The organism is Agrobacterium sp. 5Ca39 (assembly GCF_055382365.1).
The window spans coordinates 356153-380177 of record NZ_AP026436.1; the positions used below are offsets into that span (position 1 = coordinate 356153).

Sequence of the window (24025 nt, forward strand, 5' to 3'; positions counted from 1 at the left end):
CCGCCGCCTCGGCCGTTTTGCGCTGGCAGCGGGTCTCAACGAGGGCGGTCTGTGGTTTTCGGTTCGTCGCTCTATGGCTTTTTTAATACTTGCCCTGCATTGTGATCGCGGTCGATAGAGGATTCAAGAGATGCAGGAATGAAACGGGCAGAGCCGCAAACGTTGCCGGTTAGCCAGAACGAGCTTCAGGCGATGGCCTACAGCGATCCGCTGACAGGGCTCGGCAACCGCTATCGTTTGCGGGACAAGATCCGCATGCTCGCCAGCGAACGCTCCAGCGATCCAGCACCCTTCACGGTCGGCATTGCCAATATAGACGGCTTCAAACCCATCAATGACCTTTTCGGCGTGCAGGCGGGCGATGAAATCCTCTGCCAGGTTGCTCACCGCCTCAAAGCCTGCATTCCCGATGGCGCCATCGTGACGCGCCATGATGGCGACGAATTCGCTTTCGTATTGCCGCTGGTGTTCGAACGCACCGGTGCCGAGCGTGTCGGCAACATGATCAAGGACGTGCTCTCCGCTCCCTATGATCTTGGCGATCGTAACGTCCGGCTTTCCTCCTCGTTCGGCTTTGCCATCTATCCCTTTGCCGGGGATGATTTTGAGGATCTGCTGAAAAGCGCCGAGACGGCGCTCTACCGCTCCAAGCGGCGCGGCCGCGGCCAGATCACCGTCTATTCGCGTGAGATTGCGCAGGAGATGAAGCGCGCCACGCAGCTTGAGCAGGCGCTCAGAAACGCGATCATCACCGATGCGATCGACGTGCATTTCCAGCCCATCGTCCGGCTGGAGGAGGCGAAGGTCATCGGTTTCGAGGCGCTCGCGCGCTGGAACGATCCGGATCTCGGCTTCGTATCGCCTGCGGTTTTTGTGCCGCTGGCCGAAGAACGCGGTTTCATCGATGCGCTTTCGGAGGCCCTGCTCAGAAAAGCCGCGGAAGCGGCGCTTTTCTGGCCGCGTGAGCTCTTTCTGTCCTTCAACCTGTCGTCCGCGCAACTGATGGACCCCAGCACGGCCGACAATATTCTGTCCATACTTTCGCGTGTCGGCCTCGACCCGCACCGGCTGGAGCTTGAAATCACCGAAACGGCGGTCATGACCTCCGCCGATACCGCCCAGCGGATCATCAGCGAGTTGCAGAGCGCGGGCGTTCGTATTTCTCTCGACGATTTCGGCACCGGCCAATCGAGCCTCGGCCGCCTGCGGGATTTCACATTCGACAAGGTGAAGATCGACCGCGCTTTCGTCTCGCGCATCAGCAGCGACCGCCCTTCCGAACATATCATCAAGGCCATCGTCGCCATGTGCGAAGGGCTTGATCTTGAAGTCGTGGCCGAAGGGATAGAGGAGCGGGCGGAAGAGGAAAAACTGCGCGCGCTCGGCTGCGCCATGGGACAAGGCTACTTCTACGGCCGCCCCGCCGACGCCGCGGCGACCCAGCGGTATCTACATGAGAATTACCGCGAGATATTGTCGGATATTTCCTGAGAAACGGAATGACCTTGGACGAGGTGGTGGGGGCCCCCCAACACCACTCATTCCTGTGCTTGTCACGGGAACACGGCCGACGCGTCTGCGCGGCGAAGAGAGCAAGGACTTGGGCTGGCTAGATTCCTGTGACAAGCACAGGAATGAGAAGGCGGTTCGTTCGGCGTCTCAGAGCCTGTAAAGCGGCTCAAACCGGCCCTTGACCTCAACCCCCAGTTCGAACGTCAACCCGTGCTGCGGATTGGCGGCTAGGGCGTCCTCGTCAAGATTTTCACGCGCCGACGTCACGAGAAGGCGCGATGCGTCCGGGCCGACGAAGGCCGGGCAGGTCGTCTGTCCCGCGGGCACCGCATATCGGGCAATATGGTTGCCGTCGGTATCATAACGATCAACCGCGCCTTCGCCCCAACGAGCGTTCCAGATATGCCCTTCGGCATCGCAGACCGAGCCGTCGATACCGCCATCGACTCCTGTCGAATCGATGAAGACTTCAGCCTTGCCGGAGGGGAGGCCGGTCTCGGGATCGAGCGGCACGCGCAGCAGCTTGTTCACCTTGGTATCGACGTAATATCCGGTCGCACCATCGGGCGAAAAGCAGATCGAATTCGGAATGCTGATATCGGCAAACAGCTTCGTCACCGTGCCTTTGTAAACATGATAGATGCTGCCCGCGCCGGTTTCCGCCTTGCGGCCCATGGTGCCGATCCAAAGCGCGCCGCAAGGGTGCATGCGCCCGTCATTGGACCGGTTGCCGGGCAGGTCCTTTTCCAGCTCCGCATGCAGAGTCAGCACACCAGTCTTCGTATCACGCAGGAAAAGCCCGTCATCGGAGGCGATCAACTGTTGGCTGTCGCTGACTTTCGCCAGAGCGCTGCCCATGAAGGGCAGGGCATGGACGGTCTTGCGGCCGGAGGCGAGGTGCAGTTCATGCAATTCCCGCTCGAGAATGTTGAACCACCAGGCCGTGCCGGTCGCGGGGTCGAAGGTCGGGCCTTCGCCGAGCAGCATCGGCGTCTCGTCAAGAACACGTCCGGTAAAGGGAAAAACAGTCGCCAAGCTCTTATCCTCCGATGGCTGCATCATAGGCCGAAAGTGTGACAGTGGCGCGTTCGCGCACCTCCGCTGCGGTCATGCCGGGTTTATAGAGGCTGGTTCCGAGCCCGAATGCCATGATGCCGGCCGATGTATAGTCGGCAAAATTCTTATCCGAGACACCGCCGACCGCTGCGATGACCAGATCCTTCGGCAGGATCGTCCGGATCGCATTGATGCCGGCGGGGCCGATGATGCTGGCGGGGAAGAACTTCAGCCCGGTCGCACCGGCTTTTGCGGCCACCAGCGCTTCGGTGGGGGTGAGAACGCCCGGCATCGTCACCATGCCTTTTTCACGTGCAGCTGTAATGACCTCCGCATCGGCATTGGGGCTAACCATCAGCCTGCCGCCTGCCGCGTCCAGCGATGCGACGTCTTCCACGCTCAGCACGGTCCCGGCGCCGATCAGGCAATCGGCGGGCGCCATCTTTGCCGCGATCTCGATGGAGCGGAACGGATCGGGGGAGTTCAGCGGAATTTCGATGGCGCGGAAGCCGGTTTCGATCAGCGCGCCGACAGCGCCTTCTGTCTCCTCGGGTTTCAGGCCGCGCAGGATGGCAATCAGCGGATATTTGATGGAAGGAAAGGGAATACGCATGGTCGATCTTTCTTCTTATGGCCAGATGGCTGTTGCAGCGGCCAGCAATCCGTGCCGCACGGCTTCGTCTGCGTCGATGACCGTATAGTGGATATCGAGAGCGGTGAAGGCACCTTCGTAAAGCGCGCCAAGCGCGCCGGAGCCGATCAGCACCACCGGTGTCTCCCGCCGCGCCGTCGAATGCGCGCCGGCGATCTCCAGCCCGATCATGATGCCGGAAAGCCTGGCCTTGGCATCCGTGGCGGCGAGGCCATGCAGCAATTGACCGGAGCGCAGTGTGAACAGCCGGTTGCTGGCGAGCTGCGGATTGGCGTAAATGTCGAGCACGGCCGCTCTGAAGTCCTCGTGTTGGCCGGTGAAAGGCTCCGCCTCGGCCACCGCATGGGACAGGATCGTCTGCTTGGAAATGACCTCGAACAGTTCGCCGGTCATGAAGGTGGCAAAGCCGTTGACGTCGCCATCACGAACGGTCACCCATTTGGAATGCGTGCCGGGCATGCATACAAGTTTCTCGCCGGTGTCCGAGGAGGCAAGAGCGCCGAGCAATTGCGTTTCCTCGCCACGCATCACGTCGGGCGCGTTTTTATCCCGCTGCGCCAGCCCCGGCAGAATGCGCACATCGCGCGCCTGACCCGGCACGCGAACCGCGCCATCCAGCACGGACGACAGCGATGCCGGCACGTCGATGTAACCCGCTTCGACCCAACCCTGCCGCGCGCCTGCCATACCACAGACGAGAACCGGCAAATCTTCAGGCGCGCCGATGGCGTCGAGATGCGCTTGCAGAACCTCGGCAAAACCGGTCCGCATGGCCGTGGTCATGCCTTCCGAACTTCTGCGCTCCGCCAGAACAGCACCCGAGCGGCTCATGAGCCAGAGCCGGAAACTGGTCGTACCCCAGTCAACGGCGATAAAAGCGGGTTCAGACATTATAGAAGGCCTCCGTCTACGATTATGGATTGCGCCGTGATGGCGCTTGATGCCGAGGATGCGAGAAACAGGCATGGCCCAGACAAATCGGCAGCGACGAGCATGCGCTTCAAGCATTGCCGCGCCGTGGTGGTCGCAATGCCCTCATCCGTCAGCCACAGTTCCTTCTGCCGCTCGGTCACGATCATGCCCGGCAGCAGCGTGTTGACGCGGATATTTTCTGGCCCCAGCCGGCCGGCAAGGCTTTTTGTCAACCCGATGATACCTGCCTTCGCCGCCGCATAGGAGGGAAGTTCGCCCATGTTGAGCAGAAACGAGATGGACGAGAAATTGATGATGGAGGCCTCTTTCGCGAGCCGGAGGTAGGGAAGCGCGGCCTGAACGGTAAAAAACATCTGCTTGAGATTGACCGCCTGATTGGCATCCCAATAGGCTTCCGTCACCGTATCTATGTCATGACGGTCGTCCCAGGCGGCGTTGTTGACCAGAACCTTGATGCCGCCGATCGCCGCGGCCGCCTCAGTGACGGTCACGGCTATGGCCGCCACGTCGCGCAAGTCGGCCCTGAAGAAATGGACCGGGTGGGGCGACACCCCGGAAAGCCGCCGGACCAGCGCTTCGCTCGGCTCTTCGGCGATATCGATGAACGCTACCTTTGCGCCCTGCATGGCAAAGGCTTCCACGAGCGAAGCCCCGATGCCGGAACCGCCGCCAGTGATCAGCACGCCCGCATCCTTGAGGTCCGGAAATTGGGCTGTCGTCATCGGCATGATCTCATCCGTCAGGGGCTTGATTGTTCCATTATTTGGAACTAGATTTTAATAAATGGAATTATTCCCTTGGCGCAAGCCTCATGTCAAGGTGAATGACAATGGATGTTGCCATGCCTGATATCGAAATACCCAATGGCAGGATGCGCAGCGCAGTTCCAGCCGCGCGGCAAAAAACCGATAGCGACACCGGTACACTCGGTAAGGCGATCTCGCTCCTGGAACTGATCGCCCTTTCTGAAAGGCAGATGCGTTTCACCGATGTGGTGGAAGCGTGCGGGCAGCCGCGAGGCACCGTCCATCGCCAGCTCGCACATCTGCTTGCCGAAGGCCTGATAGACCAGGCCCCCGACCAGACCTACGTTGTTGGCCTGAGGCTGTTGCAGTTTGCATCCAGAGCCTGGAGTGGCAACGATCTGCGCAGCATAGCCGCCCCACACCTGGCGGCGCTGCAGGAGGCAACGCAGGAATCGGTGCATCTCGCGGTTCTGATCGGGCGCGAAGTGACCTATCTGGACAAGATTGAGGGCAAGCACAGCTTGCGCATGCATTCGCAGGTTGGAAAGACCTCGCCAGCCTATTGCACCGGCGTGGGTAAGGCTGCGCTGTCGCTGCTGCCCGCCGGCGATCTGGAAGATCTCGCGGACGGGCTGGATTTTAAGCGCTTCACGGACAACACCATCACCACACCGCAGGCCCTGATGGAGGATGTTTCGGCCATTCGCTCCCTCGGTTACGGTTTCGACCTTCAGGAGCACGAGATCGGCATTCATTGCGTTGCGGCACCGTTACCGGCCCCGGGACGCAGTTTCCGCGCGGCGATTTCAGTGACCGGCCCCGCCTACAGGGTGGATGTGGAACAGCTCCGCGCCTGGGCTCCGCTGGTGCGTGCAACCGCCGATAAAATTTCGGCAGAACTTGTCTATCGCTTATCGCCGGTTGCGGATGATTGACGGAAAGCCGATGCCGCTTATGGGGATGCCCGCCCGCGAAAAAGAGGAGACATGACCGGCTTACGCGAGATAACGCTAATTTTCGAATATTCTGATCTAATTTTCAACTTTTGTTTGCATGAATCGATTTGCTGAGTAACATCCTCAAAATTCCGGGCAGAGGCGGGCCTTTGCGGCGGCATTTCCTCATGCTCGAAGAACAGCTTTCATGCAGAAAACAGAAACGGCCAGCGTTCAGTCGATTGGTGTTGATTGCGTTCGCGAGATCGCCAATCTTAATACGCAGTTCGATATATTCCGCTTCCTGAAGCGGCTGACGGAGGCGTGGGAATTCAGGGCCTTCATGGTACTCGACCTCACTACAGAGGTCTCAAGCGAATTGTCGCATTATACCGTCATCACCAGCTGGCCGGCCGAACTGTTGCAACGCTATGATGAAGAAGGCGAGTTGCAGAACAGCCGCGTCATGGCGCGGCTAAGAAAATCCACTGTACCCTTTTCCGTGTCGCTGGATTTCCTGGTCGAAGGCGAGGGGCATGTCCTGAAGAAAAACGTGGTCGCGCTTTTCGAACGGTTCGAGATGATAAATTCCGTCTGGTTCCCGGTGTATGATGTCACCCTCAGGCGCGGCGCCGTATCCTTTTCCGGCAATAAGACGGCCCTGCCGGAAGCCCGGCTTGCGGAGCTTTTTTACATTTCCAGCCACGTCTTTTCCCGGCTGTCCGAAATCCGCCGTCTCGATCTCCGCGTGCCGGAAACATTGAGCGAACGGGAGATCGACTGCCTGAACTGGACGGCAGCCGGCAAGACCAGTGCCGAAATCGCCGAGATCATGATGTTGTCGGAGCATACCATCAATCACTACCTGAACCGCGCGACGAAAAAACTCGATACGGTCAACCGCACCCAGGCGGTCGCCAAGGCCCTGCGCGTCGGACTGATTAAATAGCGAAACTCGCAATTTTATCATTGTGATAAAGCCCTTCCTGGGCGATCCTCTTTTCGAATCACCGGAAAGGAGAAATCGTTGCCGGAGCGGCATAGTGTAAAAGCGGGATTTTCTCCGACTGTCGATTGCGCCGTGCTGATAGTCGCTGCCGAAAAAGGCTTTGCCGCCGATGAAGGCATAGAACTGGAACTGGTCCGAAAGCAGTCCGCACGTGGTGTTCTTTCGGTGCTCGGCGAGGACGGCGTTCAGATCGCGCATTTGCCCGCTCCCGTTCCCGTGGGGTCGGTCGTTGGCCTCCATGATATGCCGGCCAATATCATCGGCGTTTTCACGCTTTCCCTCGGCGGCTCCGCGACCACCGTTTCCCCTGGGTTTTATGATGAACTTTACCGTGAGGGACTGAAGCTGCCGGACCCGGCGGCTTTTGGCCGTGCGATGGCCCGCGTCTGCGCCGCACGCCGGGCCGCGGGTGAAAATCCGCCCGTCTTCGCGGTTGAGGATATCGCCTCGACCTCCTTTTATGCCCTGCGTTATCTGCTCGGAAGCTGCGGTGTGCTGCTTGGCCGTGACATGGAAGTCGTCGAAGCGCTGCCGAAGGCGATGCCCGGGCTTCTGGAAAGCGGCGACGTCGATGCGCTCTGTTCTGCTGAACCCGCAGGCAGCGCTGCGGTGCTGGGTGGTGCCGGTCGTATCGTGACGACGGGCGCGCTCATCTGGCACAATGCTCCGGAAAAAATACTTGCCGTGAAGCGAGATTGGGCTGATGCGAATGCCAGCCTGTTGGAGGGGCTGCTACGCGCGCTTTATCGCGCGGGCGAGTGGTGCGCCAACCCCGCCAATATCGAGGAACTTGCCGGTATTCTGGCCGCCCCCCATTATATGAACGTCAGTGGCGAATTCCTGCTTCCGGCCCTGACGGGCTATATTTCGACTTCGCAGAAGGACATGCAGCGTTTTCAGGAATTTTTCGTCACCAGCGCGAAAGCGGCGAATTTTCCATGGCAAAGCCAGGCTCTTTGGTTCTTCAGCCAGATGTTGCGCTGGGGGGAAATACCCGCCGGTTGCCGTTTCGATGCCGCGGTGGTGGAAGCCGCACGCAATGCGTATAGGCCGGATATTTTTCGCAAGGCGATGAAACCACTTTTCGTGCCGGTGCCGGGCGCCAATCTGAAACTGGAAGGCACGCTGAGGGAACCTGTTCATGTCGGCGCATCGCGGACCGGCCTCGTTCTGGGACCCGACTGTTTCTTCGACGGGCGCGTCTTCGATCCGGAGACGCTCGATATGGATGACGAGATTTGAAATCGCAGCGCTAAATCGTCGCGAATGGTTCCTGTTTGCGCTTTGGCATTGGCGAACCGCTTCCGCTTGTCTATGGATGGCGCAAATTGTTTCCCGATCAGGCCGGACGATGTAACGGAGTAAGACAATGGCAGAGGTCAGCAAGAACCAGGTGGAAAAGGCTCTGGACGCCGTCATCTATCCCGGCAGCGGCAGAAGCATCGTTTCCCTCGGCATGGTCTCGGAAATCTTCATCGCAGATGGAAAGGCCTATTTCTCGATCACCGTCCCGGCCGACAGGGCGGCCGAGATGGAGCCGTTGCGCCTGTCCGCCGAACGGGCGGCGAAGGGCGTTCCGGGCATCGCCGGCGCGGTCGTGGCGCTGACTGCCGATCGCAAGCCCGGCCAACAGCAGCCGGCGCCGGCGCGTCCCGCCGCGGCAGCCGGCCGGCCGACGCAGCAGCCGGGCTCGTCCAAGGTGGGCGTCCCCGGCGTCCGTGCCATCATCGCCGTCGCATCGGGCAAGGGCGGGGTCGGCAAATCGACGACATCAGTCAATCTTGCGCTCGGCCTTCAGGCGCTTGGCCTGAAGGTCGGCATGCTGGATGCGGACATCTACGGGCCTTCGCTGCCGCGGCTCCTCAAGATTTCCGGTCGTCCGAAACAGCAGGAAGACCGCATCATACTTCCCATGGAGAATTATGGGCTGAAGGTCATGTCCATGGGGTTTCTGGTGGATGAGGAGGCCGCGATGATCTGGCGCGGGCCAATGGTGCAGTCCGCCCTGATGCAGATGCTGCGTGAAGTCGCCTGGGGCGAGCTCGACGTGCTGGTGCTGGATATGCCGCCCGGCACGGGTGATGCGCAGCTGACCATCGCCCAGCAGGTGCCGCTTGCCGGCGCGGTCATCGTTTCCACTCCGCAGGACCTCGCGCTGCTCGACGCGCGCAAGGGCATCACCATGTTCCGCAAGGTGGAGGTGCCATTGCTCGGCGTCATCGAGAACATGAGTTACTTCATCGCGCCTGATACCGGCGCCCGCTACGATATTTTCGGCCACGGCGGCGCGAAGGCGGAAGCCGAAAGGATCGGTGTGCCGTTCCTCGGCGAGGTGCCGCTCACCATCGCCATCCGCGAAATGTCGGACGCCGGAACGCCTGTTGTCGTTGCCGACCCGGATGGTCCACAGGCTGCGATCTACCGCGAGATAGCGAAAAAAGTCTGGGAGCGTATTGGCGCCGGTGAAAGAAAAGCGGCTCCAAAGATCGTTTTCGAATAAGCTACGGACCGCCGGGAAAACCGCAAAGCGCACCTGCGCTGTGAATAGTCCTGTAAAAACAGAAGATTGGTGGCCAGTAACGGTGCGGTTTCTGGCCATGAAATCCAGAAGTGCTTCGTCTGCAAAGCTGTCGCGAAAAAATATTGCTTGATTGCATCTCGCTTTGGGCGCATACGCCTGCGCCGTTTGGCTCTTGGTCCATCGGGCTGGCGCGATATGACGTTGCGCCTGTTTCGGTTGTCCCTGGACTGTCGTCCAAAGGTTTGCCGACAGCAAACAGGATATGTTAAGCAGCATTGCGGCTAAGGCCTGCAATGTGGAGCGGAGAAACGGATTGATAAAAGCCTATCGCGCCAATTGCGAGGCGATCAGCCTGTCGTCAGACGACGGCTCCGTACAGATTCCTGATGACATCGTCTGGATCGATCTCGTCAACCCGGACAGGGCGGAAGAGCAGCATGTGGAAAAGCTGCTGCAGCTCGATCTGCCGACGCGTGAGGATTTGAAGGATATCGAGCCCTCCAGCCGTCTCTACATGGAAGACGGCAATGTTTTCATGACCGCATCGCTGGTGTGGAAGGCGGATTCGGACGACCCCCGCCTCACCGACGTCGCCTTCATCCTCGCCGGCACGCGCCTCGTAACGATCCGTTATGCTGAGCCGAAATCATTCCACCTTTTCATTGCCGCCATCACCCGCGCGCCGCATGAGATGCGCAGCGGCACGGCGCTTCTGTTGAAGCTCCTCGAAACCATTGTCGACCGCACGGCGGAAATCCTCGAAAACTCGGTCGCTGGCATCGACAATCTCGCCGCTGATATTCTCGGCAGCCAGGCCCGTTCCAAGCGCAAGGCGCCGCGTTATCTCGAAGACCGCCTGACCAACATCGCTGCCTATCATCGGCTGATTTCGAAGGTCCGCGTCAGCCTCGCATCGCTGGCGCGGCTGCAGACGTTCTTTTCCACCAGCGATCAGGCGAGCGCGGACAAGGTTGCGAGGGAGCAGGGCAAGTCCATCGGACGCGATATCCAGTCGCTGAACGAACATGCCTCCTTCGTTTCCGGCAATCTGACCTTCCTGCTCGATGCCTCGCTCGGCATCATCAACATCGAGCAGAACAGCATCATCAAGATATTCTCGATCGCTTCGGTGGTTTTTCTGCCGCCCACGCTGGTGGCTTCGGTTTACGGAATGAACTTTCAGCTCATGCCGGAGTTGAACTGGACATTTGGTTATCCACTTGCGCTGATCGTCATGGTGATGTCCGCAATCATCCCGTTTCTCTTTTTTCGTTGGAAGGGCTGGCTCTGAGGAGCCAGGATCATCATGTCCCAGATCGCTGACAAGGATGTTGCCGAGAAGCCGGATGCGGATGACGCTCACAAGAACAAGGGGCTTTACGCCGCTATCCTTGGTTCGATCGGCGTCGTTTATGGCGATATCGGCACCAGCCCGCTCTACGCCTTTCGCGAAGCCCTGCGGCCCATCGCCTATGACGGGGTGACGCAGGAGGAGGTCATCGGCCTCACATCGCTGATGATCTGGTCTCTGACGATCATCGTCACCTTCAAATACATCACGCTTTTGCTGCGCGCCGACAATGACGGCGAGGGCGGCACGCTGTCGTTGCTGGCGCTGCTGATGAAGACGGCGGGCACCCATCGCAGCGTCCTCATCGTGCTTGGCCTGATTGGCGCGGCGCTGTTTCTTGGCGATGCCATGATCACCCCGGCACTTTCAGTGCTTTCGGCGGTGGAAGGCCTGAAGCTCGTCACCCCGGAGATGGACGCCTTCATCATTCCGATCTCTGTCGGCATCCTGATTGGCCTCTTTGCCATCCAGTCCCACGGCACCGGCACGGTGGCAAAATTTTTCGGACCGATCACCGCGGTCTGGTTCATCGTCATGGGCCTTGCAGGCCTCATTCATATCGCTGACGATTTCAGCATTCTCTTTGCCTTCAACCCGTGGCACGCGGTCGAGTTTCTGGCGAATGAAGGTTTTTATGGCATTGTCGTGCTCGGCGCGGTGTTCCTGACGATCACGGGCGCAGAAGCGCTTTATGCAGACCTCGGCCATTTCGGCCGCCGTCCCATCCAGTGGGCGTGGTTCTGTCTGGTATTCCCGGCGCTGACGCTGAACTATCTGGGGCAGGGCGCGCTGGTGCTGAAAGACCCGGCGGCCATGTCCAATCCCTTCTATCTGATGTTCCCGCAATGGGCGATCCTGCCCGCCGTCATTCTGGCGACCGCCGCGACAATCATTGCCAGCCAGGCCGTCATAACGGGCGCCTTCTCACTGGTTCGCCAGGCGATTCACCTCGGCTATCTGCCGCGCATGGAAATTCTCTTCACCTCGGAAACCAATACCGGGCAGATTTATCTTCCGGCGGTCAACACCATCCTGCTTTTCGGTGTCGTTGCCCTGGTGCTCACCTTCAAGAGTTCGGATGCGCTGGCCACCGCCTATGGTATTTCGGTCACCGGTGCGATGGTCGTCACCAGCCTGATGTTCTTCGAGTTCGTGCGCAAACGCTGGCAATGGTCGATCTGGCTTGCCCTTGCGGTGCTGACCCCGCTTCTGGTGCTGGAACTGATCTTCCTCGGCGCAAACCTTCTGAAAATTCATGATGGCGGTTACGTGCCGGTGCTGCTGGCGATTGCCTTCACGGTCATCATGACGACTTGGCAGCGCGGTTCGAGAATCCTGTTCGCCAAGACGCGCCGCATCGATGTGCCGCTGAAGGCCTTCATCGCCTCGGTGGAAAAGGAAAGCGCCCATGCGCCGGTGCGCGTACCGGGTACGGCGATTTTCCTCACCGGCGATCCGGAAACGGCGCCGGCGGCTTTGCTGCATAATCTCAAGCATAACCACGTCCTTCACGACAAGAACGTCATCCTGACGATCCGCACCGAGGATCAGCCGCGCGTTCATCCGGCAGATCGTTATACGTTGACGAAGATGAGCGACCGTTTCGCCGTGGTCGAGCTGCATTTCGGCTTCATGGAAACCCAGAATGTTACCCAGGCGCTGGGCTATCTGCGCCGCACGGGCTACAAGTTCGACATCATGTCGACCTCCTTCTATCTCGGTCGCCGCAAGCTGGTTCCAGATCCGAAATCGGGCATGCCGGGCTGGCAGAACCGCCTGTTCATCGCGCTCGCCGAAACGGCAGCCGATCCCTCCGACTATTTCCGCCTGCCTGCCAATCGGGTGGTGGAACTCGGTTCGCACGTCGTGGTGTGACGAAGTGTGCATGCCCCCAATGTAGCTGGGCGATCTCGTTCTCTCTGCCATACCGGCCTTGAGCCGGTATCCAGCCAGCCCAAGTCCTTGGGGTGAAGGGGTCTTTACGCCGCGCCGACGCGCGACGGCTGGTTCCGGCTCGAGGCCGGAATGACGGATGAGGAGATGCCCTGCGGCACAGTTCTGATCGGCGCATGCGAACTCTACTCCACGCCACACTCATTAGCATTCCCTCACACATTAACGTGAAGACACCTTCCTGCGCGGCGTTAACCAACCATCAAGGTTAATAAGAGATTCTCGAACACCTGTAGAAAATTCGGTTGTCGGTGTTCGGAGTGCTGGTTTTGCGTTCGAAAAGAGTAATGCGTCGTCGGTCCCCCGTGTCCTTTCAGGGATGGGCGTCCAAATGGACGTCACCCGTCGTCTTCGGCCTGGCCGCCTGGCTTGTCTTTCCCTCCCTCGCTGCGCGTGCCGATCTCGCCTCGCTTCTGGCGGGCCTCGACAAGGGCGGCGAACAATGGCGCATGGTGCTGACTGCCTCCCCGGCGGGCTCGACGCATAACGCCTCCCTGACATTCAACGATGCGGAAGGGGACGAGGCGCTGCATGGCGGCGGCATGACCCTGCCCAATGGCAGCAAGGTCGCGTTCGTCACCAACAAGAAGGGCGAGGCAACGACGCCGGACAGCGAGCGGGTGAACCGCGCCGCCAAGAAGGGCCGCATCGTCGCCACCGAAATCATGCAGCCGCCGAAGGCCTTCACCGCCGGTTCGGTGCTGCAGCGCACCTCGATGCTGGATATCGAGCCGCTGAAGCGCAAGGATCGCACCGCCTTCGTCAAGCCGAAGCGCGGCAAGGATGTCGAACTCGCCTCTTTCTATTTCCGCCGCGAGGAAAAGAAGGCGGACAAGAGCGTCTCGCCGATGCTGGCGGAACTCGTCACCAACCGCACGCCGGACATCCTGGCGACGGCCTATGCGCCCGCCGAACCGGATTTTGCCCGCGAGTCTCCCTTCGACGCCATTCTGAAGAAGCCCGAGGCCGGCCGCTTCGTACCGCAGATCAACCCAGATGACCACGCCTGGGCCGCAACGCCGCTGCCGGCTGCCGTGTTTTCTCCGGCCGAACAGCAGTGCCTTGCATCGGGCATCTATTTCGAGGCGCGCGGTGAGTCCGTTAAAGGTCAGGCGGCGGTGGCGCAGGTCATCCTCAACCGCGTGCGCAATCCGGCCTATCCGAAAACCATCTGCGGCGTTGTCTACCAGAACAAGGACTGGCGCAATCGCTGCCAGTTCTCCTTCGCCTGCGATAATATCAAGGACCGGGTGAATTCCGAACGCCACTGGAAGATGGCCCGCGAAGTGGCCATGGCGACTACGGCCGGCAAGATCTGGCTGAAGGAAGTTGGCTCTGCCACCCACTATCACGCCGTTTACGTGCGTCCCGCCTGGGGCAAGTCGATGAAGAAGGTCGGCAGAATCGGCCTCCACGTCTTTTACCGTACCTATGGTGGCGGCTGGAGCTGATACCACCGCCAATTTGTCGCATTTTGCGTGTCAAAAATGCCGATTCCCCGGCGAAACATCGCCCCCAAACAGTGATTTCTAGTCAAGCCGTTGTTTTTGCATGATTAATTTGTGCCTAAACAACCGCTCGCAGTGCCTTGACTAGAGAAGCCCCTAAAACTATGTTGCGCGCGACTTCAGAGCGGGCTGGAACAGGCTTAATCCGTCACCGTTTACAACTCCAAAGGGTTCTGGCATGGCTGGAACGGAGAAAATGGGTGGGATTTTAAGATGACTGGCAACCGTGACGATAGTCTGGACGAGCGCCGCAAACGCCTTGCTGACGAGTTGGCAAAGGTGAAGGCGGAGGATGAGGCGGAAGTGAGGGCGGAGACCAACGCTGCGGAGAGCCGGAAAGGCTTTGCGATGGCGGTTAAGCTCTCATCGGAGTTCATTTCGGCCATCGTGGTCGGCGCTATGCTGGGTTATCTTCTGGACTATTTTGCCGGCACGACGCCGTGGGGGATGATCGTTCTTCTTCTTCTCGGTTTCTGCGCAGGCGTATTGAATGTGTTGCGTTCGACGGGCGCGGTGGCCAAGCCGCCGCTGCTTGAGAAGGCGGACAGACGAGACGAGGGTGGAAAACGCGGCCTTTGAGGCTGTTTTTCCTTACAGTTGAGATGCCGCGACAGGCGGCGACAGGTAAAGAGGGCAGCCGGTGGCAAACGATCCGACCCATCAGTTCTTGGTGCAGCCGATCATTCCGATCGAAATTGGCGGCGTCGATTTTTCCTTCACCAATGCGTCGCTCTTCATGGTCGCGACCGTGGCTGCTGCTTCGGGTTTTCTTTATTTCGCAACGTCGAACCGCGGCCTGATCCCCACCCGCATGCAGTCCGTTGCCGAAATGTCCTATGAGTTCATCGCCTCCATGCTGCGCGAAGGCGCCGGCAAGAAGGGCATGGTGTTCTTCCCCTTTGTTTTCTCGCTGTTCATGTTCGTGCTGACGGCAAACCTGCTCGGCATGTTCCCGTATTTCTTCACGGTCACCAGCCAGATCATTGTCACCTTCGCGCTCGCCTGCCTCGTCATCGGCACGGTCGTGGTTTACGGTTTTTATAAGCACGGTCTGCATTTCTTCGGCATTTTCGCCCCCTCCGGCGTGCCCAAGGCGCTTCTGCCGCTTGTGGCGTCGATTGAAATGATCTCCTTCCTGTCGCGCCCGATCAGTCTTTCCGTTCGTCTTTTCGCGAACATGCTGGCCGGCCACATCACGCTCAAGGTTTTCGCAGGCTTCGTCGCCTCCATGAGCGCACTTGGCGCGCTCGGCGTCGGCGGTGCAGTCCTGCCTCTCATCATGACGGTCGCAATGACCGCTCTCGAATTTCTCGTTGCCTTCCTGCAGGCTTACGTCTTCGCGGTACTGACTTGCATGTACCTGAACGACGCCGTGCATGGTGGTCACTGAGAAGTAAAGTCGCTGGCCCCGGCAACGGGCGTCAAAAACAGCCGCAACAACCAATATCTCAAGGAGTCTCACATGGAAGCGGAAGCAGCAAAGTACATCGGCGCAGGTCTCGCATGCCTCGGCATGGCTGGTACGTCCCTCGCACTCGGCCGTATCTTCGGTGATTACCTGTCCGGCGCACTGCGCAACCCCTCTGCTGCCGACAGCCAGTTCGGCCGTCTGGTATTCGGCTTCGCCGTTACGGAAGCTCTGGGCATCTTCTCGCTGCTCGTTGCTCTCCTTCTCCTGTTCGCTGTCTAATATCGGCATCAGGTCTGGATCACGGCCCGCAACATAGCGTGCCGTGATCCTTCGCATTTGCAGTCCCCCTGGAGGTGAGCATGTTCGTGACCGAGGCTTATGCCCAGTCAGCACCGACCGTAGGTGAAACGCATACGGAAACTCCGGCCGTTGGCCAGCCGCAACCGGAAGCCACGCACACGGAAACCGGTGTAGCGCATGGCGCCGAGCACGGTTCTTCCGGCGTTTTCCCGCCGTTCGACCAGTCTACTTATGCATCGCAGGTCCTGTGGCTGGCGATTACGTTTGGCCTTTTCTACCTGCTCATGCAGAAGGTCATCGTTCCGCGCGTCGGCGGCATTCTCGAAAACCGTCATGGACGCATCGCACAGGATCTCGACGAAGCGGCACGGCTGAAAGCTGAAGCTGACGCTGCCGTCGAAACCTATGAAAAAGAACTCGCGGCAGCCCGCGCCAAGGCAAGCTCGATCGGCGCCGCGGCCCGTGACGCCGCCAAGGCGAAGGCTGATGCCGATCGCGCCGCTATTGAAGCCGGTCTCGCCGAAAAGCTTGCCGCTGCCGAAAAGCGCATTGCTGGCATCAAGGATCAGGCTTTCGCCGATGTCGGCGCCATCGCCGAGGAAACCGCGACCGCAATCGTCGACCAGCTGGTTGGCGCAAAGGTCAAGGACACGGACGTCAAGGCAGCGATTGCCGCCGCTTCGAACGTGAAGGGAGCCTGATATGGCATTTGATGCATCATTTTTCGCTCTCGTCGGTCTCGTCCTTTTCTTCGTCCTGATCGCCTATCTCAAGGTTCCGGGCATGCTCTCCAAGTCTCTGGACGAGCGCGCGCAGAATATTCAGGATGAGCTGGCTGAAGCCAAGCGCCTGCGTGAAGAGGCCCAGCACCTGCTGGCCGAATATCAGCGCAAGCGCAAGGAAGCCGAAGCCGAAGCCGCCGGCATCGTTGCCGCCGCTGAACGCGAAGCCGCCGCACTGACCGAAGAAGCCAAGCAGAAGACGGAAGAATTCGTCGCCCGCCGCACGGCTCTTTCGGAACAGAAGATCAAGCAGGCCGAAGAAGACGCCATCGGCGCCGTCCGCGCCGCCGCGGTCGACATCGCCATTGCCGCATCCGAGAAGCTGCTGGCCGAAAAGACGACGGCCGCCGCAAAGGCCAAGCTTTTCACCGCCACGATCGGCGAAGTGAAGTCGAAACTGAACTGAGATTTATCTCGGTATTGTTCAAAACCCCTCCGGCCCCGCCGCGAGGGGTTTTTTGTTTGAGGTGATAAAGCTGGTTAGGATTGGGTGCCGCCTGCACTACGAAAATGCGGCATTCGCTAACAGGCATTTCTCTTAGGGTGGCGGTAACTGGCTGCAATGTTTTTGATGCAGATTGCTCATCGCTTTGCTCCAATACTTGGCATGGTTTGGACGCACCGAAAGCATCGGAAGGCCCTTAGCAAACACTGCCCGCAAAGGGTTGACTATGACAGAGGCAACTATCATAAGCCGGACAGTTAAGGGGAGAGTTCTCGTTGAACCAGATAGCCATCTTCAGCGGTAGTGCGCATCCCGAACTTGCGAAGGAAATTTGTTCCCACCTCGGCGTGCCGTTGCGTCCGGTGCGCACTAAGCGCTTCTCCAACGATTGCCTTGAGGTCCAGCTGCAGGCAAACTGCCGGGAGCAAGATGTCTTTATCGTCCAACCGCTCAGTGCGCCTGTGCAGGAAAACCTGATCGAGCTGCTCTTGATGCTCGATGCGGCGCGTGGTGCGTCGGCCTCACGCATCACCGCAGTCATTCCGCACTTTTCCTATGCTCGCTCCGACAAGAAAGATGCGCCGAGGATCTCCATCGGCGGTCGGCTGGTCGCAGATCTCCTAGTTACGGCAGGTGCCAGCCGCGTGCTCACCATGACGCTGCATTCCCCCCAGGTCCACGGCTTTTTCAGCGTGCCTGTTGATCAGCTCCACGCCTTGGGCGAGCTCGCCAATTATTTCTTCCGTTATGATCTCAGCCGGGCCGTCGTCGTTTCCCCCGACCTTGGCAATGCCAAGAACGCGGCCGCCTTTGCAAAGCGGCTGAATGTGCCTGTCGCGGCCGGCGCCAAAGAACGGGTGAGCGATACCCAAGTGCGCATCTCGGCGCTGATCGGCGATATCCGAAATCGCGACGTCATTGTGCTCGATGACGAGATCGCCAGCGGTGGCTCCATTCTTGAGCTGCTCCAACATCTGCGGGCCCACGGCGCACGCACCATCCGGATCGCCACCACGCACGGAATTCTCGCTGGCTCTGCAGTTGCCCGGCTTGCCGCGGAACCGGACGTGCTTGAGATCGTGTGCACCAACACGGTGCCCATCGCTGCCGAAAAGCGCCTTCCCAAGCTTACCGTGTTGTCTGTCGCACCGGCTCTCGCCGAAGCAATGCGCCGGATTAATTCGGGGGATTCCGTTAGCGCGCTTCTGGCCGAGGACATTGCTCCGGCCCAAGTGATCACCGCGTCTCAAAGCAAATGAAGTGAGCATTTCTTTGGACTGCCGGACTAGAGATGTCCTCAGGTGGCGCCGCCGTCACGTCCGCGCTGCGGCCAGAACTTCACCATTTGTCTCAATCCCGCTTCAGTGGCCGAAAGCTCATCCTGTGCAGCGCGCAGGGCCCGTGGCTTTCGATGGCGCGCAGGTGGGCCGGTGTGCCGTAACCGGCATGGCCTTCGAAGCCATAGGATGAATGCACCACACCCGCGCGTTCCATCATCCGGTCGCGGGTCACCTTGGCTACGATTGAGGCGGCGGCGATGGAGAGGGAGCGGGAATCGCCCTTGATGACGGCCTTGGCTTCGCAGGTGATGCCTGGCGGCCTGTCGCGGCCGTCGGCCAGTACGAGGGCGGGGGAAATTTCGAGTCCGAGGACTGCGCGGCGCATGGCGTCGAGGCTGGCGCGCAGGATATTCATCGTGTCGATCAGGCCCGGGCCGGAGGAGGCGACCGATACGATCGAGGTTTCCATGATCTGGACGAACAGGCTCTCGCGCTTTTGCTTCGTCAGTTTCTTGGAATCATCCATTCCGTCAGGAATATTGTCCGGATCGAGAATGACGGCGGCCGCAACCACAGGGCCGGCGAGCGGGCCACGCCCTGCCTCGTCCGTGCCGGCGACCGGCCAGAGGCCCTTCTTTCGCGCTTCCAGTTCGAACGAGAAATCCGGGCCGGTATCGGCAAGATCAAAAAGGGCATGAGAATCGGGTGTGGCCGTGCGTTTCATGCGGCGAAACTGGCACACACACCCGATCTCCTGCAAGCCCCCGGAAGCGGGCGATGACAGGCACGATGAGCCGGGGTCAAGGGGCGTGGCTCACCGTGCCCAAGGTCGTCATGACCTTTTATCCTCCAGCAGGGCGGCGGAGGAAAAACGATCGCACGCGAGGCGGCGGTTCCAGGGGCGATGTCCGGCGGGCCAGGGAAAACCAGCCGGGCATTTCGTCGAGAGCAACACGATGAGACGGTTGCTCCTGTCATTTTGAATTCCGTTTATTAAAAGCTCACAGCACCTCGTATTGTCGGCGCGTCATCCCCCCATGCTCGATGTCCTCTCGGGCTTGACCCGAGATCCTGTCGCGCTCGGTTCACGTTCCAAGGGCGAGCCCGAGGGTAGCGTCTGGTTCATCACGGGCATTCGTTACCTTCAGTCACTTTCACCATGCGGCTCTCAAAGCAGAGACAATTGCACCCCGGCACCGCCCGGAGGCACGAACAGGTCGTCACGCAGGTTGATGCCGCGGCGGATGAGACCAAGTCTTTTGGTCGCCATCTCGAATCGCCTGCCGATCTGCCAGGCATAAGGGCCATCACCCTTCATGCGCTTGCCGAACTCCGCGTCATAATCCTTGCCGTCGCGCATGGAGCGCACCAGCGACATGACATGACGGTAACGGTCCGGATAGTTGCGCAGCAGCCAGTCACGGAACAGCGGGCTTACCTCCAGCGGCAGCCGCAAAAGCACATAGGAAGCCTCGGTCGCGCCAGCAGCCTTGCCGGCCTCAAGAATGCGCTCGATTTCATGATCGTTAAGCGCCGGGATGACGGGTGCCATCATCACCGCCACCGGAATTCCGGCATCCGTCAGCGCCTTGACGGCCTCCAGCCGCTTCTCCGGCGTGGCGGCGCGCGGCTCCATCGTGCGCGAAAGCTTGCGATCCAGCGACGTGACGGAAATGCCGACCTTGACGAGCCCCTTTTTTGCCATTGGCGCGAGAATATCAATATCCCGCTTGATCAGCGCCGATTTGGTGACGATGGCGACGGGATGATCAGCCTTGGCCAGCACTTCCAGTATCTGCCGCATGATGCGCCATTCGCGCTCAATCGGCTGGTAAGGGTCGGTATTGGTGCCGATGGCGATTACCCGCGCCTTGTAGCCGGGTTTCGCCAGTTCCCGTTCCAGAAGTTTGGCCGCATCAGGCTTGGCAAACAGCTTGGCCTCGAAATCAAGTCCGGCCGAAAGGCCCATGTAGCTGTGAGTGGGTCTGGCAAAACAGTAAATGCAGCCATGTTCGCAGCCCCTGTATGGATTGATGGAACGATCGAAGGGGATATCGGGCGATTCATTGCGGGTGATGATGCTGCGTGGCTTTTCCACCTGCACCTCGGTGCGGAATTCCGGCATCTCTTCCAGCGTCTGCCAGCCATCGTCGAAGACCTCACGCTGCAAGGCTTCGAAACGTCCATCTGGATTGAGCCCCGCACCACGGCCGCGGCGACGGTCAATCTCGATGCGCAGGCCGGATGCATCGGCCAGCGCATTGGCAATGTCAGGCATATGGCTCGGCTGGAAGGCAGCCTGCCCCGAAAGCGAATGATTTCTCATCTGGATGCTCCCAAGACGTCGCACGCCTTTCGAGGCACGCTGAACGCCCTAAACCGTTTCCATCCGGAGAGGCCTCATCGCCCCTCGAATGATTAAATTCCTACATCACGAATGAGAACAATACAAGAACAAAATTGTAAATTTGGCTGCTTTTGTACTGCCGGGGCCAGCGCCAGGACGGGCACGCCGGCACCTGAGATCGCGGAGAGCGACATCAACCCCCGCGGATTTTACCGCGACGAGCATGGTGGCAATTTATTGTGCGATGCGTTAGAGCTATGCACATGTTGACAGTCATAATGGAATGCCGGGATCAGGAGCCGGAACTGGCGCATACGCTGTCTGCGCTTGTCACCGGTGCCGTGGAAGGGCTTGTAAGCGATGTTGTGATTCTGGATCACGGTTCGCGCGATGGATCGTCGCGTGTGGCCGATGCGGCCGGCTGCCGTTTTTATGGGCAATGGGAACTGGAGGATATCGTCAAGTCCGCGCGTGGCGGCTGGTTGCTGCTGATCGAGCCGGGCGCACGCCCGCAGGCAGGCTGGATCGATGAAATCCTGGAATATGTCGCGATCTGCGAACAGCCAGCGCGCTTTTCCCCATCACGTTATCACCGGCGGAATGTTTTCAGCCGTGTCCTGCGCCGCACCCCGCCGCTGGAGCATGGTTATCTCCTGCCGAAGAAGCACGCGATGTCGATTGCGAAATCGGGCATGAGCCTGACGCAATTTGTCGGCGCGCAGAAGCCGCGCCGGCTGAATGCGGAAATGGTGCCCGCCTGGGCATTGCGGGCTTCGGCCTGAGGCGGGAAGGGTTATTCCGCGAGCACCTTGCCGGGGTTCATGATTCCGGCGGGATCGAATGCGTGCTTGATGCGCCGCATCAGCTCCATTTCGATGCCGGGCCGGATGGCGGCCAGTTCGTCGCGCTTTAACTGGCCAATGCCGTGTTCGGCGGAAATCGAACCGCCCAGCGACAGCACGATGCCGTGCACGATTTCGTTCATGTCCCGCCAGCGGGCGAGGAATTGCGCCTTGTCCGCCCCCACCGGTTGGGAAATATTGTAATGGATGTTGCCGTCGCCCAGATGGCCGAAGGCGCAGACACGGGCGCCCGGGATAGCAGCAAGAACCGCCTTTTCCGCCGTCGCCATGAACTCCGGTATTCTGGAAACCGGGACGGAGACATCGTGCTTGATGGAGCCGCCCTCCGGCTTCTGCGCATCCGACATGCTCTCGCGCATGTGCCACAGTGCCTGACGCTGGGCTTCGGAGGCGGCGATCACGGCATCCTCGACCAGCCCGGCCTCAAAACCACGCTCCAGCAGCAATTGCATCATCGTATCCGCCGTCTCGGCCGAATCGGAGGTGGAGATGTCGATGAGTGCGTACCAGTCATGGGGCTGTTCCAGGGGATCGCGCACGCCGGGAATATGTCTGGCGGTAAACTCCACGCCAATCCGTGGCATGAGCTCGAAGCCGGTCAGCGCCGTGCCGCAGAGGTTTGACGCCATCTCGAACAGCTTCAGCGCATCTTCGGTGGAGGTCAGCCCGGCGAAGGCCACCTGATGGCCGAGTGGCTTGGGGAAGAGCTTCAGCACCGCGCCGGTGATGATGCCGAGCGTACCTTCGGAGCCGATGAAGAGATCACGCAGATCGTAACCGGTATTGTCCTTTTTCAGCCGGCGCAGCCCGTTCCAGATCTCGCCTGTCGGCAACACCACTTCGAGCCCGAGGCAGAGCTGGCGCATATTGCCATAAGCAAGCACTGCGGTACCGCCGGCATTGGTGGCGAGATTGCCGCCGATACGGCAGGACCCCTGAGAGCCGAGCGACAGCGGAAACATGCGTTCAACCGAATCGGCAGCTTTATGGATGTCATCGAGAATGCAGCCGGCATCGGCAACGATGATATTGGCGACGGGATCGATATCGCGAATGCGGTTCATGCGCTCCAGCGAAAGAATGATGTCAGTTCCCCCGGCGCGCGGCGTTTGCCCGCCGACAAGGCCGGTATTGCCCGTCTGCGGCACGATTGGGGTACCCGTCTCGCTGGCGAACTGCAGGATGGCCGATACTTCCTCGGCCGATCCGGGTTTGAGGAGCAACGGCGAAGCGCCACGATAAAGCCCGCGATTTTCCACCAGCCGCGGCGCCATCTCTGCCGCATCGCGCACCGCATTCCTGTCTCCGACAATGGCGGTAAAGCGGTCGAGGATGTCGGAGGAGGGGACGGTTGTCATCGGGCGTCTCTCTGTCATTTGAAACGGTGGGCGAATGGTCGGCGGGCCTCAGCTCCGCGGTGCGGCGGCGCGGGAAAGGCGGTCATTGATCGCCTCTCCAAGACCGTGAGTGGGAATGCTGGTGATGGCGATGCTGTCTGCGCCGCTTGCATCGGCGGCCTTGAGGTAATCGAACAGGTTGGCGGCGGCCTCGGAAAGATCGCCGGAGGGGCTGAGATCGAAAACGGCGCGGGCGGTCTCTTCACCCGAAACCGGGATACCTTCGAACCGGATCAACGCTTCGCCAGGCGAAACCGATGTGGCGTTGAGGCGCACGGTGGCGCCGGGGGCATAATGCGAAGCGAGCATGCCTGGCGCCTCGATGGCCGCCGACGCTTTTTCAGAACGTTCAAGCCGCTTGCCCGCAACACGCTCTATTTCGGCCGTGACGACGCCGCCAGGACGAAGCAGACGCACTCTTCCATCTTCTTCCACCTTGACGATGGTGGATTCGACGCCGACCGAAGCCGCCCCGCCATCGAGAATGAGGTTGATTTTCTGACCGAGATCGGCCTCCACATGGGCGGCGCTTGTCGGGCTGATCTTGCCGGAACTATTGGCGCTGGGGGCTGCGAGCGGTTTGCCGAACCGGCGGATAAGATCGCCGGCAAAACCTTGCGGTACGCGAATGCCGACCGTATCGAGCCCGGCCGTCGCCAGCGCATGAATATCGTTTGCCGGTTTCAACGGCAGCACCAGTGTCAGCGGGCCGGGCCAGAAGGCCTCTGCAAGATCAAGCGATATGGGATCGAAGATGGCGTAACGTTCCGCCATGGCGATATCTGCCATGTGGCAGATCAACGGGTTGAACTGCGGCCGGCCTTTGGTCTCGTAGATACGGGCAATGGCTGCAGGGTTGGTGGCATCGGCGGCAAGGCCGTAAACGGTTTCCGTCGGCAGGGCGATCGGCTGGCCGGCGGCAAGCTCCGTGACGGCTGCTTGAAGGGCGGTTTCCCGCTCGTTTTCAATATGGATATGACGCGCCATGATGCTGCCTTTCAGGGCGGTCAATAGCGTATTTCCG

At 60.0% G+C, this 24025-nt stretch carries 23 protein-coding genes; 15 read left to right on the top strand and 8 right to left on the bottom strand.

What is annotated here, in order from left to right; genetic code table 11:
* Positions 1–138: 138 nt before the first annotated feature.
* Positions 139–1491, top strand: coding sequence for a putative bifunctional diguanylate cyclase/phosphodiesterase (locus ACZ47E_RS01665; RefSeq protein ID WP_112553328.1), 1353 nt, complete (start codon positions 139–141; stop codon positions 1489–1491).
* A 168-nt stretch (positions 1492–1659) separates the two neighbouring features.
* Here the strand turns inward: ACZ47E_RS01665 and ACZ47E_RS01670 are convergent, their stop codons facing one another.
* The 4 genes from ACZ47E_RS01670 to ACZ47E_RS01685 are packed head-to-tail and all read right to left on the bottom strand — an operon-like array spanning position 1660 to position 4881.
* On the bottom strand, positions 1660–2547 hold the full coding sequence (locus tag ACZ47E_RS01670; protein ID WP_278067257.1) for an SMP-30/gluconolactonase/LRE family protein: 888 nt from the start codon (positions 2545–2547) through the stop codon (positions 1660–1662).
* Positions 2548–2551: 4 nt separating this feature from the next.
* Positions 2552–3181 carry a 2-dehydro-3-deoxy-6-phosphogalactonate aldolase gene (locus ACZ47E_RS01675; protein ID WP_278067258.1) on the bottom strand — a complete coding sequence of 210 codons (630 nt, stop codon included), beginning with the start codon at positions 3179–3181 and terminating at the stop codon, positions 2552–2554.
* A 15-nt stretch (positions 3182–3196) separates the two neighbouring features.
* Positions 3197–4111 carry a 2-dehydro-3-deoxygalactonokinase gene (locus ACZ47E_RS01680; RefSeq protein WP_278067259.1) on the bottom strand — a complete coding sequence of 305 codons (915 nt, stop codon included), beginning with the start codon at positions 4109–4111 and terminating at the stop codon, positions 3197–3199.
* Positions 4111–4881 (bottom strand): SDR family NAD(P)-dependent oxidoreductase, encoded by a 771-nt coding sequence (locus ACZ47E_RS01685; protein ID WP_244405201.1) that lies wholly within the window; start codon positions 4879–4881, stop codon positions 4111–4113. Before ACZ47E_RS01685 ends, ACZ47E_RS01680 begins: the two co-directional genes overlap by 1 nt.
* A gap of 113 nt (positions 4882–4994) precedes the next feature.
* Here ACZ47E_RS01685 and ACZ47E_RS01690 point away from each other — a divergent pair, with 113 nt between their 5' ends.
* The 13 genes from ACZ47E_RS01690 to ACZ47E_RS01750 all read left to right on the top strand — a co-directional run bounded on the left by ACZ47E_RS01690 (position 4995) and on the right by ACZ47E_RS01750 (position 18373).
* The gene (locus ACZ47E_RS01690) at positions 4995–5834 is read left to right on the top strand and encodes an IclR family transcriptional regulator (RefSeq protein WP_113381022.1); all 840 of its coding nucleotides are present in this window, start codon (positions 4995–4997) and stop codon (positions 5832–5834) included.
* Between the two features lie 208 nt (positions 5835–6042).
* The gene (locus ACZ47E_RS01695; RefSeq protein ID WP_278067260.1) at positions 6043–6783 is read left to right on the top strand and encodes a helix-turn-helix transcriptional regulator; all 741 of its coding nucleotides are present in this window, start codon (positions 6043–6045) and stop codon (positions 6781–6783) included.
* Positions 6784–6861: 78 nt separating this feature from the next.
* Positions 6862–8085, top strand: coding sequence for a CmpA/NrtA family ABC transporter substrate-binding protein (locus tag ACZ47E_RS01700; protein ID WP_174150715.1), 1224 nt, complete (start codon positions 6862–6864; stop codon positions 8083–8085).
* A 127-nt stretch (positions 8086–8212) separates the two neighbouring features.
* Complete coding sequence (locus ACZ47E_RS01705) at positions 8213–9343, top strand: Mrp/NBP35 family ATP-binding protein (protein ID WP_077986690.1); 1131 nt, start codon at positions 8213–8215, stop codon at positions 9341–9343.
* 334 nt (positions 9344–9677) lie between these two features.
* The gene (locus tag ACZ47E_RS01710; protein WP_004440254.1) at positions 9678–10655 is read left to right on the top strand and encodes a magnesium transporter CorA family protein; all 978 of its coding nucleotides are present in this window, start codon (positions 9678–9680) and stop codon (positions 10653–10655) included.
* Between the two features lie 15 nt (positions 10656–10670).
* A complete protein-coding gene (locus tag ACZ47E_RS01715; protein ID WP_004440255.1) occupies positions 10671–12590 on the top strand; it encodes a potassium transporter Kup in 1920 nt (639 codons plus the stop codon).
* A gap of 365 nt (positions 12591–12955) precedes the next feature.
* Positions 12956–14119, top strand: coding sequence for a cell wall hydrolase (locus ACZ47E_RS01720; protein ID WP_035209376.1), 1164 nt, complete (start codon positions 12956–12958; stop codon positions 14117–14119).
* A gap of 270 nt (positions 14120–14389) precedes the next feature.
* On the top strand, positions 14390–14755 hold the full coding sequence (locus tag ACZ47E_RS01725) for an AtpZ/AtpI family protein (protein ID WP_022555707.1): 366 nt from the start codon (positions 14390–14392) through the stop codon (positions 14753–14755).
* Positions 14756–14816: 61 nt separating this feature from the next.
* A complete protein-coding gene (locus tag ACZ47E_RS01730; RefSeq protein ID WP_004440258.1) occupies positions 14817–15566 on the top strand; it encodes a F0F1 ATP synthase subunit A in 750 nt (249 codons plus the stop codon).
* A gap of 72 nt (positions 15567–15638) precedes the next feature.
* The gene (locus tag ACZ47E_RS01735; RefSeq protein WP_003494147.1) at positions 15639–15866 is read left to right on the top strand and encodes a F0F1 ATP synthase subunit C; all 228 of its coding nucleotides are present in this window, start codon (positions 15639–15641) and stop codon (positions 15864–15866) included.
* Between the two features lie 80 nt (positions 15867–15946).
* Positions 15947–16588: a F0F1 ATP synthase subunit B gene (locus ACZ47E_RS01740; protein WP_004440268.1), complete on the top strand. Its 642-nt coding sequence runs from the start codon at positions 15947–15949 to the stop codon at positions 16586–16588.
* Between the two features lies 1 nt (position 16589).
* Positions 16590–17075: a F0F1 ATP synthase subunit B gene (locus ACZ47E_RS01745; RefSeq protein ID WP_004440269.1), complete on the top strand. Its 486-nt coding sequence runs from the start codon at positions 16590–16592 to the stop codon at positions 17073–17075.
* Positions 17076–17389: 314 nt separating this feature from the next.
* On the top strand, positions 17390–18373 hold the full coding sequence (locus ACZ47E_RS01750; RefSeq protein ID WP_107339081.1) for a ribose-phosphate diphosphokinase: 984 nt from the start codon (positions 17390–17392) through the stop codon (positions 18371–18373).
* Between the two features lie 91 nt (positions 18374–18464).
* Here the strand turns inward: ACZ47E_RS01750 and ACZ47E_RS01755 are convergent, their stop codons facing one another.
* Positions 18465–19118 carry a ribonuclease HII gene (locus ACZ47E_RS01755; RefSeq protein ID WP_464016992.1) on the bottom strand — a complete coding sequence of 218 codons (654 nt, stop codon included), beginning with the start codon at positions 19116–19118 and terminating at the stop codon, positions 18465–18467.
* Positions 19119–19562: 444 nt separating this feature from the next.
* The gene (locus tag ACZ47E_RS01760) at positions 19563–20720 is read right to left on the bottom strand and encodes a PA0069 family radical SAM protein (protein ID WP_022555710.1); all 1158 of its coding nucleotides are present in this window, start codon (positions 20718–20720) and stop codon (positions 19563–19565) included.
* Between the two features lie 284 nt (positions 20721–21004).
* Here ACZ47E_RS01760 and ACZ47E_RS01765 point away from each other — a divergent pair, with 284 nt between their 5' ends.
* The gene (locus ACZ47E_RS01765) at positions 21005–21523 is read left to right on the top strand and encodes a hypothetical protein (protein WP_004440279.1); all 519 of its coding nucleotides are present in this window, start codon (positions 21005–21007) and stop codon (positions 21521–21523) included.
* 11 nt (positions 21524–21534) lie between these two features.
* On the opposite strand, the gene ACZ47E_RS01770 is transcribed toward ACZ47E_RS01765, so the two are convergent.
* Positions 21535–22962 carry an FAD-binding oxidoreductase gene (locus ACZ47E_RS01770; protein ID WP_278067261.1) on the bottom strand — a complete coding sequence of 476 codons (1428 nt, stop codon included), beginning with the start codon at positions 22960–22962 and terminating at the stop codon, positions 21535–21537.
* A 48-nt stretch (positions 22963–23010) separates the two neighbouring features.
* Complete coding sequence (locus ACZ47E_RS01775; protein WP_464016993.1) at positions 23011–23988, bottom strand: L-threonylcarbamoyladenylate synthase; 978 nt, start codon at positions 23986–23988, stop codon at positions 23011–23013.
* Positions 23989–24025: the final 37 nt, after the last annotated feature.

Excerpts from the sequence above, each read along its gene's own strand:
- ACZ47E_RS01665 (WP_112553328.1), top strand. The coding sequence starts at position 139 with ATGAAACGGGCAGAGCCGCAAACGTTGCCGGTTAGCCAGAACGAGCTT.
- ACZ47E_RS01685 (WP_244405201.1), bottom strand. The coding sequence starts at position 4,881 with ATGCCGATGACGACAGCCCAATTTCCGGACCTCAAGGATGCGGGCGTG.
- ACZ47E_RS01735 (WP_003494147.1), top strand. The coding sequence starts at position 15,639 with ATGGAAGCGGAAGCAGCAAAGTACATCGGCGCAGGTCTCGCATGCCTC.
- ACZ47E_RS01690 (WP_113381022.1), top strand. The coding sequence starts at position 4,995 with ATGCCTGATATCGAAATACCCAATGGCAGGATGCGCAGCGCAGTTCCA.
- ACZ47E_RS01680 (WP_278067259.1), bottom strand. The coding sequence starts at position 4,111 with ATGTCTGAACCCGCTTTTATCGCCGTTGACTGGGGTACGACCAGTTTC.
- ACZ47E_RS01775 (WP_464016993.1), bottom strand. The coding sequence starts at position 23,988 with ATGGCGCGTCATATCCATATTGAAAACGAGCGGGAAACCGCCCTTCAA.
- ACZ47E_RS01760 (WP_022555710.1), bottom strand. The coding sequence starts at position 20,720 with ATGAGAAATCATTCGCTTTCGGGGCAGGCTGCCTTCCAGCCGAGCCAT.
- ACZ47E_RS01725 (WP_022555707.1), top strand. The coding sequence starts at position 14,390 with ATGACTGGCAACCGTGACGATAGTCTGGACGAGCGCCGCAAACGCCTT.
- ACZ47E_RS01720 (WP_035209376.1), top strand. The coding sequence starts at position 12,956 with ATGCGTCGTCGGTCCCCCGTGTCCTTTCAGGGATGGGCGTCCAAATGG.
- ACZ47E_RS01755 (WP_464016992.1), bottom strand. The coding sequence starts at position 19,118 with ATGAAACGCACGGCCACACCCGATTCTCATGCCCTTTTTGATCTTGCC.
- ACZ47E_RS01695 (WP_278067260.1), top strand. The coding sequence starts at position 6,043 with ATGCAGAAAACAGAAACGGCCAGCGTTCAGTCGATTGGTGTTGATTGC.
- ACZ47E_RS01705 (WP_077986690.1), top strand. The coding sequence starts at position 8,213 with ATGGCAGAGGTCAGCAAGAACCAGGTGGAAAAGGCTCTGGACGCCGTC.
- ACZ47E_RS01675 (WP_278067258.1), bottom strand. The coding sequence starts at position 3,181 with ATGCGTATTCCCTTTCCTTCCATCAAATATCCGCTGATTGCCATCCTG.
- ACZ47E_RS01715 (WP_004440255.1), top strand. The coding sequence starts at position 10,671 with ATGTCCCAGATCGCTGACAAGGATGTTGCCGAGAAGCCGGATGCGGAT.
- ACZ47E_RS01745 (WP_004440269.1), top strand. The coding sequence starts at position 16,590 with ATGGCATTTGATGCATCATTTTTCGCTCTCGTCGGTCTCGTCCTTTTC.
- ACZ47E_RS01770 (WP_278067261.1), bottom strand. The coding sequence starts at position 22,962 with ATGACAACCGTCCCCTCCTCCGACATCCTCGACCGCTTTACCGCCATT.
- ACZ47E_RS01765 (WP_004440279.1), top strand. The coding sequence starts at position 21,005 with ATGTTGACAGTCATAATGGAATGCCGGGATCAGGAGCCGGAACTGGCG.
- ACZ47E_RS01740 (WP_004440268.1), top strand. The coding sequence starts at position 15,947 with ATGTTCGTGACCGAGGCTTATGCCCAGTCAGCACCGACCGTAGGTGAA.